The 16,544-nt window shown below is 52.5% G+C and carries 12 protein-coding genes and 1 tRNA gene; 9 read left to right on the top strand and 4 right to left on the bottom strand.

The window, feature by feature from the left end; genetic code table 11:
• The first annotated feature begins 38 nt into the window (after positions 1 to 38).
• From Z948_RS0105245 to Z948_RS0105215, 7 genes are all read left to right on the top strand, one after another.
• Positions 39 to 1,574 (top strand): ABC transporter substrate-binding protein, encoded by a 1,536-nt coding sequence (locus tag Z948_RS0105245; protein WP_025058520.1) that lies wholly within the window; start codon positions 39 to 41, stop codon positions 1,572 to 1,574.
• A gap of 84 nt (positions 1,575 to 1,658) precedes the next feature.
• Positions 1,659 to 2,585, top strand: coding sequence for an ABC transporter permease (locus tag Z948_RS0105240; protein WP_025058519.1), 927 nt, complete (start codon positions 1,659 to 1,661; stop codon positions 2,583 to 2,585).
• A 1-nt stretch (position 2,586) separates the two neighbouring features.
• The gene (locus tag Z948_RS0105235; protein ID WP_025058518.1) at positions 2,587 to 3,462 is read left to right on the top strand and encodes an ABC transporter permease; all 876 of its coding nucleotides are present in this window, start codon (positions 2,587 to 2,589) and stop codon (positions 3,460 to 3,462) included.
• Positions 3,463 to 3,703: 241 nt separating this feature from the next.
• Positions 3,704 to 3,780 (top strand) — tRNA-Met (locus tag Z948_RS0105230).
• Between the two features lie 286 nt (positions 3,781 to 4,066).
• Complete coding sequence (locus tag Z948_RS0105225) at positions 4,067 to 4,867, top strand: response regulator transcription factor (protein WP_025058517.1); 801 nt, start codon at positions 4,067 to 4,069, stop codon at positions 4,865 to 4,867.
• 91 nt (positions 4,868 to 4,958) lie between these two features.
• Positions 4,959 to 6,194, top strand: a complete 1,236-nt coding sequence (locus Z948_RS0105220) for an ABC transporter substrate-binding protein (RefSeq protein WP_025058516.1) — start codon at positions 4,959 to 4,961, stop codon at positions 6,192 to 6,194.
• Positions 6,187 to 8,712 (top strand): response regulator, encoded by a 2,526-nt coding sequence (locus tag Z948_RS0105215; RefSeq protein WP_025058515.1) that lies wholly within the window; start codon positions 6,187 to 6,189, stop codon positions 8,710 to 8,712. The genes Z948_RS0105220 and Z948_RS0105215 overlap by 8 nt, the downstream gene beginning before the upstream one ends.
• 97 nt (positions 8,713 to 8,809) lie before the next feature.
• Here the strand turns inward: Z948_RS0105215 and Z948_RS0105210 are convergent, their stop codons facing one another.
• A complete protein-coding gene (locus tag Z948_RS0105210; protein WP_025058514.1) occupies positions 8,810 to 10,999 on the bottom strand; it encodes an NADP-dependent isocitrate dehydrogenase in 2,190 nt (729 codons plus the stop codon).
• A 168-nt stretch (positions 11,000 to 11,167) separates the two neighbouring features.
• Positions 11,168 to 12,595 carry a DUF6880 family protein gene (locus tag Z948_RS0105205; protein WP_025058513.1) on the bottom strand — a complete coding sequence of 476 codons (1,428 nt, stop codon included), beginning with the start codon at positions 12,593 to 12,595 and terminating at the stop codon, positions 11,168 to 11,170.
• 222 nt (positions 12,596 to 12,817) lie between these two features.
• Here Z948_RS0105205 and aspS point away from each other — a divergent pair, with 222 nt between their 5' ends.
• On the top strand, positions 12,818 to 14,596 hold the full coding sequence (gene aspS / locus Z948_RS0105200) for an aspartate--tRNA ligase (protein WP_025058512.1): 1,779 nt from the start codon (positions 12,818 to 12,820) through the stop codon (positions 14,594 to 14,596).
• 53 nt (positions 14,597 to 14,649) lie between these two features.
• On the opposite strand, the gene Z948_RS0105195 is transcribed toward aspS, so the two are convergent.
• Positions 14,650 to 14,841 carry a hypothetical protein gene (locus Z948_RS0105195; RefSeq protein ID WP_025058511.1) on the bottom strand — a complete coding sequence of 64 codons (192 nt, stop codon included), beginning with the start codon at positions 14,839 to 14,841 and terminating at the stop codon, positions 14,650 to 14,652.
• 153 nt (positions 14,842 to 14,994) lie between these two features.
• On the opposite strand from Z948_RS0105195, the gene Z948_RS0105190 reads away from it, so the two are divergent.
• Entirely contained in the window at positions 14,995 to 15,723 is a 729-nt protein-coding gene (locus Z948_RS0105190; RefSeq protein WP_025058510.1) for a GNAT family N-acetyltransferase, read from the top strand.
• Positions 15,724 to 15,727: 4 nt separating this feature from the next.
• Here the strand turns inward: Z948_RS0105190 and Z948_RS0105185 are convergent, their stop codons facing one another.
• Complete coding sequence (locus tag Z948_RS0105185; protein ID WP_025058509.1) at positions 15,728 to 16,447, bottom strand: response regulator; 720 nt, start codon at positions 16,445 to 16,447, stop codon at positions 15,728 to 15,730.
• Positions 16,448 to 16,544 lie beyond the last annotated feature (97 nt).

Raw genomic sequence — 16,544 nt, 5'->3', positions numbered from 1 at the left:
ACCACACCATAAATCAACCAACCAACAGGAGATATGAAATGAAAATTCGCCCAAAAACGATAGCGAAAGGTGCCATGCGTTCAGCGCTGCTGGCGACGTGTTTTGCGCTTGCGGCGCCTGCCTTTGCCCAAGATACGACCCTAAACGTTGCCCAGCGTCAGGATCCCCAAAACCTTGACCCGATTGACACGTTCCGCCTGTCTTGGGGCTCGATCGGTAGCAACGTTTTTGACGGGCTTGTTTTGCGTGGCGAAGACCTTGAGCTGCAGCCTGGGCTGGCGACAGGCTGGGAATTCCTCGACGATGAAACCCGCATCCGCTTTACCCTGCGGGAGGGCGTTGAATTTCATAACGGCGAGCCCTTTAACGCCGAGGCGGTGAAATACACCTTTGACCGCTTGCTGGGCGAAGAAGGCGAAAAAGGGCCACAGCGCAGCAATTACACATCTATCAGCGAAGTTGTGGTGGTGGATGAGTTCACTGTCGATTTCATGATGGAACGCCCTGATCCGGTACTGATCACCAAGCTGGCCGGTTATGGCGCCATGATCGTTCCTCCGAAATATATCCAAGAAGTCGGCGAAGAAGCTTTCGACATGAAGCCAGTCGGCACTGGCCCCTTTAGCGTTGTTGAATACACCCCAACCGTCGGCGTGACGCTTGCGAAGTCGGACAATTATTGGAACGGCGAAGCGCAGGTTGACGCGGTGAACATCCGCTTTATCTCAGAAGATGCGACGCGCATGGCCGAGCTGTTGTCTGGTGGCGTTGATATCGCCCTGAACATCCCGACACCATCGGTGGAAACCATTCAGAACAACGCTGATGTTGATCTGGTTGCTGTCGATGGGCCGACTGTCGTTTTGACCCGCTTCAACACCGCGAGCGGCATTACAGCTGATCCACGTGTACGGCAGGCGATCTCCATGGCGGTTGACCGTGAAACCATCGTAAAAGCACTGCTAGGCGGCTTGGCTAGCCCGATTTCTAGCGCGCAGGGGGCCAAATCCTTTGGCAATGACCCAGCACTTGAAGCTTATCCCTTTGATCCCGAAGCCGCAAAGGCGCTTTTGGCGGAGGCTGGCGTTGAGCCAGGCACAGAGATCACCCTCGACATGCCCAACAACGACGAAACCTTCCGCGAAGTGGCTCAGGTTATTTCCGCCTTCCTTGGTCAGGTCGGTCTGAACGTGAATATCCGCACCCATGAGCGCGGCGTTTACTTTAACGATATCATCGAGAACGGAAAAACCGGCGAGATCTTCTATTACGGCTGGGGCGGTTGGACCTTTGATTTCGATAACACGGCCTACCTGCTGTACCACTCGGGCGAGCGCTATAACCCCTATGTGGAAGACGCCAAACTGGACGAGCTTCTTGATGCGCAGCGTCTTACCTATGACCGTGATGTACGCGAAGCTGCCCTGCAGGAAGTTGCGCGCTATGCGCGCGAGCAGGCTCTTGACCTGCCTCTCTATAACACTTCGACAATCTATGGCGTGAACACCCGCGTTGAAGGGTTCGATCCGGCACCCGATGACCGTGCGCGCTACATGAGCGTAACACTCGACTAAATCCCGTCCAGCCCCCGCAATACAGCGGGGGCTGGAATTTCCAACCGCACCGGCGTGATGCGCCGGTCACAAATGAGGTCCCGCATGCCAGTCTTCCGCTTTATTCTGCAACGTGTTTTGCAGGCTGTTCTTGTGACATTGGCCGTGACGCTCTTTGTTGCCTTCGCCGTACGGTTAACCGGTGATCCGGCCGTGATGATGACCGCTGAATCCAGCAGCGTCACAGAAGAGGATCTGATCCGTATTCGCGAGGCATTGGGTCTCAACCAACCGTTTTACGCGCAGTATCTCGATTTTCTCAAAAGCCTGATCACCTTTGATCTTGGTAATTCGTTTTTCCGCGGTTCGATCGCAGACCTGATCAGCATCGCCCTTCCGTCGACCCTTGTTTTGGCGGTGGCATCTATGGGTGTCTCGATCCTTATTTCGATCCCGCTTGGTGTCCACGCGGCACTGCACAAGGGAGGCCTCTCAGATCAGATCATCCGCGTGCTGTCGCTTGTGGGGCTTTCTTTTCCGAATTTCTGGCTGGGCATTATGTTTGTGCTGCTCTTGTCGATCACCTTTCCCATTCTGCCTGCGTCAGGGTTTGAAACATGGTCGGCGCTGATCCTGCCAGCGTTGACGATTGGCATAATTCTGACTGCAACCAATGTACGTTTGGTGCGGACGCAGATGCTTGAAACCCTTTCCGCGCAATATGTGATGGTGGCCCGTGCCAAGGGGCTTAGCGAATGGTCTGTAATCTATAAACACGCTCTGCGTAACGCCGCCATCGCCATCGTTACGTTCCTTGGGTTGCAATTCGGCAATCTGATCGGTGGGCTTGTGGTGGTCGAACTGGTCTTTAACTGGCCCGGTATGGGCACCCTGTCGATCGAGGCCATCGCACAGCGCGACTATCCTCTTTTACAGGCAACCGTGTCTCTTTTGGCGATCATGATTGTCGCCGTGAACCTTGCTGTGGACCTCGTCTATGGCCTGATTGATCCTCGCATTCGGGTAGCTTGATATGACTGAAATGACACAAAACCCCACCGCTTCACGTTTTCAGCGCTTTCGCAAAAGCCGTTTCGCAAAGTTCGAATTTGTTGCCGGAGCGACATTAACCTGCGTCCTGACATTGCTGGTCGTATTCTCTTCGGTTCTCTTTCCCGGCGGCGGTTCAGAGGTGAACCTCCTCGCGAGGCTGTCGGAACCGTTCCAAGGTTGGGCAAACCCGCTTGGCACTGATCCACTGGGCCGCGATATCCTTGCGCGCATCGTCCATGGTGGACGCATCTCGTTGACGGTTGGCCTTCTGTCCGCCCTCGGGTCCGTGGTGCTTGGCACGGTGATCGGGCTCTATGCAGGTTACTACCGTGGCTTCCTCGACAGTTTCGTCATGCGTTTTGCTGACGTGCAGCTGGCACTGCCGTTTATCCTGCTTGCCATCACGGTCATCGCGATCGTTGGGCCGGGTATCGACAGGATCATCATCCTCATGATCGTCTCGCAATGGGTGCAATATGCGCGCCTTGTTCGCGGATCGGTGCTGAGCTTGCGTGAGCGCGAATTTGTGCAAGCGGCGGTCAGTTACGGCCTGCCCAACTGGAAGATCATTTTCAGCCACATTCTGCCCAATGCGATGGGGCCTCTGATCATCTTGCTAACGCTGAACGTGGCCAACAACATCTTGCTAGAAAGCAGTTTAACCTTCCTTGGCCTTGGAGCAGATCCGCAAACACCCAGCTGGGGCGGGATGTTGTCTGAGGGCCGCAGCTATATTCAAACGGCATGGTGGATTACGGTTTTCCCAGGGATCGCGATTATGCTGACGGTGCTAGGTTTGAACCTGCTCGGAGATTGGCTGCGCGATGAGCTGGATCCGCTGGGCAAGACCCGTTGATACGCGTCTTTTCCGCCAGCGGTGGGGCCTGTCGCCTTGCTTAGCGTGGTCGCCAGATCAGTGCTGCTGAGGCAGGCGCTCATCCCTGTTAAACGTGCTTCCTTCTAATTGATTGAAAAACATTCACATTCCTTTTGGGTTACCCCTTTTCATCAAGATTTTAGGGAATTTTATTTTTCGCACTTTTCATAGTATTTGCCCTTGCTGTCCCCCAAGGAATACCCTATCTCAGCCGTATTGGCGCGGGATGGAGCAGCCCGGTAGCTCGTCAGGCTCATAACCTGAAGGTCGTAGGTTCAAATCCTACTCCCGCAACCAATAAAAACGAATGCCCCGCAGTTTACGCTGCGGGGCATTCGTTTTTTTTGATCCAGAAATCCAAGACCGCTGTCAGCCCTTTGTGCGGGTCATAATGCGGTCAATTTGGTGAGAAACGTCAATCAGACGGTGCAAGAAATTGAGTTTTGCTTGGAAAAGCGAGTTGGAAACTTTAAAATTCGTGCCAGAAGCTTGGAAACGAACACTTTAGCGAAAAGTAATGCCAATTAGTCTGGCGGGAGTTCTAAGATAAGATTTCAGGCCAACGGCATTGCAAAGGTAGGAAATGGAACGCCAAGGAAAGGTTCTTATCGTAGACGACCACGAGGATTTTGCGATGATGATGTCTATCGCTTTATCCGAAATTTGTATTGTCCGAACGGCTCATAGCGTCAGTGCGGCTCTTCAAAAATTGGAGGAGGTCGATTTTGATATTCTGATTTTGGATGTGAATCTGGACGATGGCCAAGGTTACGAAATAGCCGAAATTATCAATAACGATATAGAACGGAATCCTTCCATCATCTTTATGACGGGTCTGGACGTTAATCATGCAAGACAAAAAAGCCTCCGACACAGAGCTGAGGATTTTGTAACCAAGCCTTTTAACTTACCTGAATTTTGCCAAAAAATCCAAAACAAGCTGCAGAACATTTTATCTCTTCGAGGCATTGTTGAAGAGCCGCAGATCGCGGCAATAGAAGACAAGAAATTGTTTCTCATTGGCTGTGATGGGAAAGAGTTTAAAGCGAAGGAACGAGAGTTTTTGCAAAAGCTCTTGGAGCAGCTTCAGTTACACTGCGCAGATCCAAAAGTGAATGTGGGGTCCGTTTCAAAAGGGATGGGCTTTAGCCGCCGACGGTTTCAACGGACGCTTTCGAGTGTGACAAACGAGAGTTTTTCAACCATCCTTCGTCGGTTTCGAACACGAACAGCAGATATTTTATTGGGTGAGGATTATACGCTGAAAGAGATCGCACGGCTGTGCGGCTTTGGATCGGCCTCCTATTTTTCTACCAGTTTCAAACGGGAATTTGGTCTTTCGCCAAGGGAACGCCGGCACGAGCAAAGAGCCTCTCCAGATTAACGCGCCAACATTTTCGCTCGGAAAAGGAGGGCCAGATTTCTGGGCTTCGAATTTGATGAGGCGCATTGGCAAAAGGAACAAAGGACTGATGATGAGGTTTTTCGTTACGGTTGCCTGTTGCCTGATCGCTGGGGGGGTATCCGCTGAAGAGCGAAGCCCGCCCATGGAAATCGAACTTCATACATATTGGAAAACAGAGGGGGAAAGAGGCGCGCTTAGTAGTCTGGTTGAGAGCATGGGCAGCCTGAACCTACAGGTGAATATTGTAGAAAGCGAAGAATACAATGTTCTGAGGCAAAATGTTTCAAAAAGGATCGGACTAGGCTATCCGCCCGAAATCTCACAATGGCTAGGGGGTGAAAACCTAGAACAGCTGGTAGGTGAGGATACAATTTTCCTAAGCCCTCAGTTTTCTGATCGTGACGTATTACGAAATGAGATCCACCCAGAGGTTATCGAGCAGATAACCGTGGATGGTTCGATCTATGCCATCCCTGTTGGTATCCATCTACAAAACTCCATGATCTACAACATGGACCTTCTCGCCAAGGTCGGGGTGTATGATCTCCCTGAAACGTGGGCCGAATTTGATGGGCTTGTTGCGAAACTTCGGGCGGCATCCATTCTTCCCTATGCGGGGAGCGCAAAACCGTGGGTTATTAACAATCTCTTTGACAGTCTCACGGTTTCTGTTGGCCAGCGTGACCTCATGGAAGAACTCTATTCTGGTAAAGCGGCGGAAACATCTATTCGGGCACCGATCCACGAGACAATGGGCCATTTCGTAAAACTGCGTAACCTAACGGGGCCAGATGGGGATGGCCGCGAATGGGACGATGCTGTGCGCATGGTGATTGAGGGCGACGCCGCGATTACAATAATCGGGGATTATGCTTGGTCAGAAATCAGTACCCATGGGGTGGGCGACCTAAGCCAATATCGCTGCTCTGCTCTGCCGGGGTTGGATTCTCCCTTTTTTGGCGTCGATATCTTTGTTGCTTTCGAAACCAGTTTACCTGATTGGCACCGGCAATATGGCGAAATGCTAGAAGTTATTTTGCGGCAGGATGTGCAATATCAATACCTCCAAAAGAAAGGCGGGATATCCGTCGTTAAAGGCATCGATCCTGATGGGTTAAATCCATGCTCACGGGTTTCTTTGGAAAGGTGGGAGCAGGCGCCAGAGCAAAGGTTTTCAGATCCAGGGTCGAGAGACCACGGCAGTACGGCAATAATCCAAGCTGTATTGTTTGAAATTTGGAGAAACCAAAAGCTGACAACCCAAGAGGCAACCGATCTTTTCCTTGTGAGGTTAGGGCGTGATTAAGAAAACGAACGATACAGAGGCCGACCACAAACAACGCTTGGGCTTTCAAACTCCATCCGAGATTGTCGAATACCGGCAACGTGTCATCCGGTTTTTCTTTGCGGTTGGCGCCGCAGTTATGCTTTCCTTGGGTAGCATTGCGTTTGGTTTAACCAGTGCCCTGAGCACCACATTGTCTCTGGATCGGATTCACCAAACCCAAACCCAAAACTTTGAAGAGCTGAGTAAAAAGCTATCTTTGTTATTCACTTTGGATGTGAGCAAAGCAAAATCAACTGTGGATGCGATCAGCCTAGAGGGGCGGGGGCTCATCAGTGAAATTTACGCGGCAGAACGCGAAGCACAACGAGAGTTTGAGACCGTCGGCTGGGCCGCAACTATCTTTTTCAACAAAGACCTGACGATCGAACAGTTTTCATTGGTTGAGAGCGAGATGGAATCGCTCGAAAGTATCCTGCAATTGATCGAAGATAACACCGTGAGGCAGGGCCTTACGAATATCATTCATTTACGTCCGATCGAGGCGGCATTCATTCAAAGACGCCCTTGGTCCAAGCGGTTTTCAAATGTCTCGGCGACAATCAGGGATGCGTTAGACGGTCTTGTCCGAACCGAGAGTTTTTTTCTTAGTTTTAGCGCTGCCCTTCTCACGCTGGCGGCGATGGTTACCTATTTCACGGCTTTCAGGCCGAGCTTTAGCTATTTAAACCGGACCTTAGAACGCCATGAGCGAATGGAAGAGCTCAGGCACGGGTTGATCTCATTTACGAACGTGCTGACATCAGACCAAAGCACCCCAGCAAATGGGATTGAACAGCTCAACCAGCTTGCAGCCAGATACCCAGAGCTAAAGGGCGTTGTATTTCATAAGGCCCATAGCTTTGCCGCTGCCTCAGCTGCTGGGGATGAAAATGTCATTGCGTCGGGTCAATTGTCGACAGGTGTAGAAGAGTATTTGGTTGTCGAGCTTCCAGAAGATTTTGTTGCCCTGAGAAACGAGGCACAGCCATACCTTAACGTTATTTCCCAGCACCTCAGGCTTCGATCCGAATTAAAGATGCGCCACAGATTGGAAAGTGACCGCGACAAAGCTTTGGATTTGGCGGCGTCTATCCTTGAAAACTTTTCAAACCCGGTTTTGGTTATCAAAAATGGGCTAGTTGTTATGGCCAATCCAGCGGCTTGTGCGTTTTTTCAAGCGCAGCAACGCCGCCTTTTGTTTCGCTCACTCGATGACATAAACGCGTTACATGAGGAATTGCACAGGCCCCTCCACCCAGAGTTTGACCTGATCTCGCTGCCGCAGAGCCCGAATTCAACCTATCTGTATCGCTATCAAGATGGCCGTAGTTTTGAATGGTCGATCATTGAAGGCGAAGACAACAGCCAAAGCGTTTTTGTGGGGCAGGACTTTACCGAAATCCTTCGGGATGTCGCCGCGTTAGAACAAAAACGAAAGCTAGAGATGTTAGGCAAGATCTCGGGGACAATTGCGCATGATACGAATAACTTTCTTGCCGTCATCCAGAACACTTTGGAAATGGTTCGCCTTGAGCCAGCGATCAGCGGCAAAACGCTTCAGTTTTTGAATGCAGCGCAGCGTTCGTGCCAAAATGCGGTGCATCTGAACCGAAAACTCGTGAGTTATAGTAGAAGGCAGGATTTGGTCCCAGAGCGGTTTCAACCATCGGCTGTTATTCCGGAGGTGAAAACATTCGTGAACTCCAGCTATCCCAATGTCCAACTGGAAACAAAGATATTGGCGGATCCGTCAATTAACTTGGACAAAGCATATTTGGTCAGCTCATTGATAAATGTGGTCAAAAATGCTGCGGCCGCGATGGGGGGAACGGGCAAAATAACCCTTGAGCTGTCTGAGCGTCAGGACAAGTGTTTTCGGTTCCGGATTTGCGATGAGGGGCCTGGGTTTTCCCAAGAGGGCCTGAAAGAAGCTTTGCAGCCGTTTTATTCCGAAGGAAAGATGGGCACTGGGTTAGGGCTTTCCTCGGTCGATGGTTTTGCCCGCCAATCTGACGGTTGGGTCGAGCTGAGCAATCGGGGGGGGGCTTGTATTGATCTGATTTTCCCAGCGCAGGATATTTCTATCGATCGGCGAGAAGTCGAACAGGACAGTACGGTTCAATATACGTTGGATGCCCCAAGGAAAATATTTTTGCTTGAGGATAACGCAGAGCTTTCCAACCTGATCCAGTCATATTTTGGTAGAGAGAATTTTGAAATCCATACAGCGGCCAGCGTAGAGCAGGGGCTGCTGCTGTTGAATGCTCAAAGAGTAACTTATGATATTCTGATCCTTGATTTGGTGCTGCCGGATGGAAATGGTGCACAGGTCGCTCTCCATTCAAAAGAGCTGGGGATGGAGGTTCCGATTATTTTGATGACGGGTTATGGCGACGAAACGTTGAAATCGGACAGGCTGGATTTCAACTATGAATTCCTCCAAAAACCCTTTGTTCTGACCAGTCTCAGTGAGCGGGTGCACGAACTATTGGGGTGATTGGAAACGTCACCTAGCCCCGCATAAGGGGGCAGCCGCGCAAAAAAAAGGGCCGCGCCTGCCTTAGCAGAGCGCGGCCCTTTCACGGTCTGTTTGATTATCCGATGATGCCGTTCAACGTTGCCGAAGGACGCATCACAGCTGCGGTTTTATCAGCCGAGGTGTGGAAATACCCACCCAGATCAGCTGCGCTACCCTGTGCTGCTGCCAGCTCGGAAACGATCGCGGCTTCATTTTCAGCTAGCGCTTTTGCGATTGGCGCAAAATGTGCGGCCATGTCAGCATCGGTTGACTGTGCGGCCAGTGCTTCGGCCCAGTAACGTGCGAACCAATAGTGGCTGTCACGGTTATCAGGCTCGCCTACTTTGCGCGAAGGCGAGCGGCTGTTGTCCAGAATACCTTGGGTCGCTGCATCAACGGCTTGGCCCAAAACGCGGGCTTTTTCGTTGTTCTTTGCATCGGCAAGGAACGTCAGGCTTTCACCCAATGCGCAGAATTCACCCAAGCTGTCCCAACGTAGGTGGTTTTCTTCCTGCAACTGCTGAACGTGCTTTGGTGCAGAACCACCAGCGCCCGTTTCAAACAAACCGCCGCCGTTCATCAGTTTAACGATCGACAGCATTTTTGCCGAAGTCGCCAATTCGAGGATCGGGAAAAGGTCGGTCAGATAGTCGCGCAGAACGTTGCCTGTGATCGCGATTGTGTTTTCACCTTTGGTGATGATTTCCAGCGAGGCGCGGGTGGCTTCGCGTGGGGCCATGATCTGGAATTTATCCGCAACGCCTTTGGCTTCGAGGATCGGTTTTACATATTCGATCAGCTCGGCATCGTGGGCGCGGTTGGCATCGAGCCAGAAGATCGCGCTGCAGCCTTCGGCCTTTTGGCGCGAGATTGCTAGGTTCACCCAGTCTTCGATAGGTGCTTTGCGCGCCGAAGCGGAGCGCCAGATGTCACCTGCCTCAACTGTGTGCTCGTGCAGAACAGTGCCGTCATCAAGGATCATCTTGACCGTGCCGGCTGCTGGCATCTCGAATGTGGTTGGGTGAGAGCCGTATTCCTCGGCCTTTTGCGCCATCAGGCCGATGTTTTGAACCGTGCCTGCGGTGGCTGGGTTCAGCTTGCCGTTCTCCTTAAAGAACTTCACCGACTCATCGTAAACTGGCGCGTAAGAGTTATCTGGGATCACACAGTTGGTGTCGGATTCTTTGCCATCTGGGCCCCAACCTTTACCGCCAGCGCGGATCAGCGCGGGCATAGAGGCGTCGATGATCACGTCAGACGGAACATGCAGGTTTGTGATGCCTTTGTCGGAATCAACCATATACATCGGCGGGCGTGACGCCATGCAGGCATCAATATCGGCCATGATTGCTGCGTTACCCTCAACACGGGCCAACAGATCACCAAGGCCCGAGTTCGGGTTCACACCCAGATCAGCCATCGCATCGCCGTGCTTTTCGAATACGGGCGCTAGAAACGCTTTTACCGCATGGCCAAAGATGATCGGGTCAGAGACCTTCATCATGGTGGCTTTCATGTGCAGCGAGAACAACGTGCCGTCGGCTTTGGTTTTGTCGATTTCGCCTTTCAGAAAGGACTGAAGTGCAGCTGCGCTCATGAAGGTTGCGTCGACAACGGTACCGGCGGGATAGGTGATGCCCTCTTTCAGGACGGTTTCACCTGCGTCTGTTGTCAAAACGATCTTTGCGGTCGCTTCATTCGCCAAGGTTGCCGATGTTTCGTTGGAGAAGAAATCACCACCAGACATTGAGGAGACTTCAGTTTTGCTGTCAGCCGTCCAATCGCCCATGCGGTGCGGGTTGTTTTGGGCAAAGCTTTTGACGGCTTTGGCCGCGCGACGGTCCGAGTTGCCTTCGCGCAGAACAGGGTTCACGGCAGACCCTTTCAGGGTGTCGTATTTTGCGCGGATTGCTTTGTCTTCATCCGTTTCAGGTGCTTCTGGATAGTCGGGCAGGGCAAAGCCTTGGCCTTGCAATTCTTTAATCGCCGCAACCAACTGAGGAACCGAAGCCGAGATGTTAGGCAGCTTGATCACGTTTGCATCGGCTGTCTTTACCAGACGGCCCAGTTCGGCCAGATCGTCGGATTGGCGCTGATCTTCTTTCAAATGCTCTGGGAAGGTCGACAAAATGCGACCCGCGAGGCTAATGTCTTTTGTCCCTACAGATACGCCAGCAGCAGCGGCGAATTTCTGAATGATAGGCAGGAAGGAAGCCGAGGCCAGCTCGGGGGCTTCGTCAACTTTGGTGTAGATGATATCGGACATGGAAATCTCCTTAACAGTAACGTTGCCGCTTCTTAGACCAACAACGGCGCTACGTCGATAGTATACCGTGGTATACTGCACTGAATGCGACAATGCGCCTGCGAATTTCGGACAATATAGGATCAGTTTTCAAATTCTACGGCTGATCAGGCGAGTTACGCGGCATTGTTATGGCAGTTTCGCCCAAAAAGAAGCCTTGTGCGGATAGGTTTGGCGCAAGTTTTCTAGATAGCTCAGGTGAGTCGGGTATTTTCCGTAATCCTCAATCTCGCCATCAACCGCCGCGCAGTCCATCAAATACCCAGCCATCTGGGCATAATGCTGCGTGCGCCCTTCCCACAGAGCATAATCAATCATACGGCGCCACAGCAGGACAGCGGCCATCGGATAGCGAACCTGTAGCGTTTCCGCGATAGGGCCAAGGATGTGATCCAGTTGGCCGTCAATCTCAGCGGTGCGGGTTTCGATCAATTGGGCGCCTTTGGATAAATCCGGCCATTGGGTGAAAAAGAGCAAAGCGGTCGTGAGATCGCCAAACTCCATGGCCAAAGCCTTTGCCGTGTCCTCTGCTTCGATGTCATCAAAGTCAGGCAAAAGTTTCAGGTGATCGCGCAAGTAATCGGGTGCAAGCGTGCGCCTAAAGCAATCCCAACGGTGGGTTTGCGCGTCATCAACCCTGCCAAGGTACAACAGGCAAGCAATATAGGCGGCATCCCATTCCGGTTGAACGCCAGCATCCTGCGGATCAGCATCCATCAGTAAATCAAATGCCTTTTCGGGCTGATCGTTTTCGAGCAACAAAAGCGCAACCTCTGCGGCGACGGCAGGGTCCGCCAGATCCTCCTGGGAGTATTGATCGATATATGCGTCTGTATCGCCTTGGGCGATTGCGATCTCTTGCAAGCAATCTCTGATCAACGCGTTTTTTTGTTCAGCCGCAAAATCGCCACCTGTGCTGCGCAGATCCCTTAGGAATTGTAACGCAGCATGGTCATCATCGTTCGTTTCAAGAGGGGTTTCTTTGTATTCCGCGATTAGCTCTTTCAGATGTGCCAATCCTTCATCGCCCATTGAGGGGGCAAGCAGCGGGATGATTCCGTCGAACTCTCCACAGCTATTGTCGCGCAGGGCATCCCACGTGCGGGTGGCTAAATCTGTCGGATTTAGAATTGCACGGTCTGCTATCTCACCAAACTGTTCGAAAGCCTGCGAAAATACGGCCTGTACCTCACCGCGGCTATCATCGACGCGATCAAACACCGAAGGGGCCATTTGCGTGAATTGCCAAAGAAGATCGAATGCCTCGGTCGGGGCCTCTAGCGCGATTTTGTCGGTTATCATTTCGGCTTGCGTACTCAGGTCTTTGACCAAAGCCTTGCGTTTTCGCCAGCTCACGCGGCTTTTTGATCGCTGGATCGAGGTGAGCCGTTTGCGAACGTCATGTGCCAATTCCGTGGCACCCAAATTATGGCTCAGCTCCAGCCGCAGGCGGCGTTTGATCTCGGCGCTGCCCGTGCTGACCTCGATCAACAATTGGGCAAGACGTTCCGCGCCAAGGGCGCTCAGATTGGCTTCGTTCAGGGTTTTCTTTGACATGCCTTGTTCTGGCATTCACGTGCCAAGATTGAAAGAGCAGCCAAACGGCGGGCCAGAATACGAGGTTGGCGGCTCATTCATGCCATTTGCCCCATGTTTCGGCTGGATTATCGGGCGGTACTCTTGACTTCGTGGTCTGTGCGCGGTGTAGCTGCCCGCGATATATCCGTTTTGCGCGTGGCCTTTGCCACGACGCTTTTGCCCAACAAAAGAGGGACCGACATGCACGCCTACCGAAGCCAAACCTGCGCCGATCTAAATGCGACAAACGTAGGCGATAATATTCGCCTTTCCGGTTGGGTGCATCGTGTACGCGACCACGGCGGGGTTTTGTTCATCGATTTGCGCGACCACTTTGGTATGACGCAGCTGATCTGTGATCCTGATTCCGCAGCATTTGCCGAGGTTGAAAAGGTTCGTTCCGAATGGTGTATCCGCATCGACGGTGAAGTTAAGGCGCGTGCGGCGGATTTGGTGAACTCCAAAATCCCAACTGGCGAGATCGAAGTATTCGTGCGCGACATCGAAGTGCTGGGCCGTGTGAACGGTGACCTGCCTTTGCAAGTCTTTGGTGAGCAGGAATACCCAGAGGAAACCCGCTTGCGCTATCGCTACCTCGATCTGCGCCGTGAAAAGATGCAGCGCAATATGGTGCTGCGCTCAGACGTTGTTAGCTCGATCCGTAAACGTATGTGGGATCAGGAGTTCAAAGAATTCCAAACGCCGATCATCACAGCATCTTCGCCAGAAGGCGCGCGCGACTTTTTGGTGCCGTCCCGTTTGCACCCGGGCAAATTCTATGCCCTGCCGCAGGCGCCTCAGCAGTTCAAACAGCTGTTGATGGTTTCCGGCTTTGATAAATACTTTCAGATCGCGCCGTGTTTCCGCGACGAAGATCCGCGCGCTGACCGTTCGCCAACGGATTTCTACCAGCTCGACCTTGAGATGTCTTTTGTTGAGCAGCAGGATGTATTCGACACGATCCAGCCTGTTCTAACCGGCATTTTCGAAGAGTTCGGCGGCGGTAAATCGGTGGATCAGGACTGGCCACAGATTTCCTACAAAGACGCGGCACTATGGTATGGGTCGGATAAACCCGACCTGCGCAACCCGATCAAGATGCAGGTTGTGTCAGAACACTTTGCCGGATCAGGATTTGCCATCTTTGCAAAACTGCTGGAGCAGGAAGGCACTGAAATCCGCGCGATCCCCGCGCCAAAAGGCGGTAGCCGCAAATTCTGTGACCGTATGAACGCCTTTGCCCAGAAAGAAGGTCTGCCAGGTATGGGCTATATCTTCTGGCGCGACCAAGGCGAAGGTATGGAGGCCGCAGGGCCGCTGGCCAAAAACATCGGCCCAGAACGTACCGAAGCGATCCGCCAGCAGCTTGGCCTTGGCGTGGGCGATGCCGCGTTCTTCTTGGGCGGTAAACCCAAAGCATTCGAAAGCGTCGCAGGCCGTGCCCGTAACGTGATTGGTGAAGAGCTGGGCCTGACGGACATGGACCGCTTTGCCTTTGCATGGATCGTCGATTTCCCAATCTATGAAAAAGACGAAGAAACCGGCAAAGTTGATTTCGAGCACAACCCGTTCTCAATGCCACAGGGCGGTATGGAAGCGTTGGAAGGTGATCCGCTGGAAGTGTTGGGCTATCAATACGATTTGGCCTGTAACGGGTATGAGCTGGTATCCGGCGCGATCCGGAACCACCGTCCGGAAATCATGTTCAAAGCCTTTGAAATCGCGGGATACGGCGAAGAAGAAGTGCGCAAGCGTTTCGGCGGTATGGTTAACGCATTCCAATATGGTGCCCCTCCACACGGTGGTTGCGCAGCAGGGATCGACCGCATCGTGATGTTGCTGGCAGAAGAGAGCAACATCCGCGAAGTGATCCTTTTCCCGATGAACCAGCGCGCCGAGGATCTGATGATGAATGCCCCAAACGATCCGATGCCGGATCAGTTGATGGAATTGGGGCTGCGGGTCATCCCTCAGGACTAAGGCAAAAAGCGTCGCAAGAGATTGCGGCGCTTTTTCATTTGGATTGGAACGGTTTATTCATTTTGGATAAAAGGCCGTTCCGTCGTTAGAAACGTCTCTAGATTATCACCCATGTCTGTTGTGCCAGTCGCGACGTTTACTGCGGCCATATACCCCAGCCCTACAACGGCAGCGGTTAGAACAACCCAGTCGACAGTAACCGCGCCGTCTGTATCTTTGAAATAGTTCAGGATCGTGTGTTTCATATTGTCCCTCGTCGTGAATTCACCTGCCTTTCTCAATAAAGGCGAAATAAGGCACGAATGGGTGTCTGGGCGATCCATCTATCAAGCATTTGAATCATCCTTTCGGGATATTCAAAGCTTGGCCTAGATAGTTTTGCAGTTTAACCTTTTCACATGAATAGAAATACCCCTCTAGATGCGTCACTAGGCGCTCCTGTTGCCAACTGGTCCGAACCGCCGCGCCCGCAGACTGCTCCGCTGGTTGGGGCGTACGCATACCTTGAACCGCTCAGCGCCGAAGCGCACGCAGCGCTGCTGCACAGAGCCTATGTGGGGCAGGACCATGTTTGGGATTATTTACCTTATGGTCCGTTTTCATCCGCATCCCAATATCACCGGTGGGTGCGGGATCAGGAAGCGCTGGATGACCCGTGGTTTTACGCCATTAAAAATCTGGAAACCGGAAGCTGGGAAGGCGTTGCCAGCTATTTGCGTATTTCACCAGAAGCAGGTTCAATCGAAGTAGGACACATTAATTTCAGCCCAGCCTTGCAGCGGACCCGCGCGGCGACCGAGGCGATGTATCTCATGATGGCATGGGCCTTTGAGTCCGGATACCGCCGCTATGAGTGGAAATGCAATGCGCTCAACCTTGGGTCGCGGCGGGCTGCTCAGCGCCTTGGTTTTAGTTACGAAGGCGTGTTTCGTCAGGCTGGTGTCGTGAAGGGGCGAAACCGAGATACCGCGTGGTTTGCGGCGATTGATGCAGAATGGCCTGCATTGAAAGAGGCCTATGCCGCATGGCTTTCTCCATCGAATTTCGACGCTGACAACAGGCAAAAAGAAAGCTTGGGCGATATGACCCGTCTGGTGCGCGTGGCAGAAGACCCCGCGTTTCTTTGATCGGTTAGATCGCTATTTTCGCAGCTAGTCGCCGCTGTATCAGGCCAGCAATCTGCGCGGTTTCCGATGTCGCAGTTTCACCCCTTGCGCGCTTGATCGCTAATGCCCTTGCCGCGGTTTCCATCCTGTCGTCATCCACGGATCGGGCAACGCCTTGCAGAAATTGCGCGATGTAATCAAGGGCAGGACCATTGGGGGAGTTGTCCAACAAGTCGGCCGCATAATTGATGTCGTCGTGATAGGCGATCTCGTCTGGCGCCACCTGTTCGTCAATAATCACACGCAATCCAGGTGGTTGCCGATCTGCGGGAAGAGCAGAAAGGACAAGCTCTTGAAATGCGGCGAGAGAAGTGATGGGTTTCGCCAGAAAGCTTTGGGCACCAGCGGCAATTGCTTCAGGCTCTAGCGATGTGTCGCCAGAGGTGGCAATGACCACGCTTTTGTCAATTTCCGCTTGTGATAACTCGGCGATCAGATCAGCGCCGTTTCCATCAGGAAGCCCCATATCGACCACAACAACCGAAGGGCGATAGACCTGCAGATGCCGTCGCGCTGAACGGATGCAATCGGCACGACGAATGCGTGCACCCGATCGCAGGCATAAAAGGCGCATCGCCTCGCAGGCGTATCGGCTATCTTCGACAACAAGGACTGTAAGGCCCAATAATGGGCGTGATGCAGTGGGTGCTGGATAGTTGGTTGCGAACGGGTCGTTGGTATCCATCATGCTCTCCGATTCCATTAAAAGTTTTCTTATGGTTATCGGTCCATGACTAAGAGACAGTTAACACGTCGCATTGCGCCCATCTCTTTTGCACCGC

The organism is Sulfitobacter donghicola DSW-25 = KCTC 12864 = JCM 14565 (assembly GCF_000622405.1).
Lineage (GTDB): Bacteria > Pseudomonadota > Alphaproteobacteria > Rhodobacterales > Rhodobacteraceae > Sulfitobacter > Sulfitobacter donghicola.
This window is presented reverse-complemented; position numbering and strand designations above follow the sequence as displayed.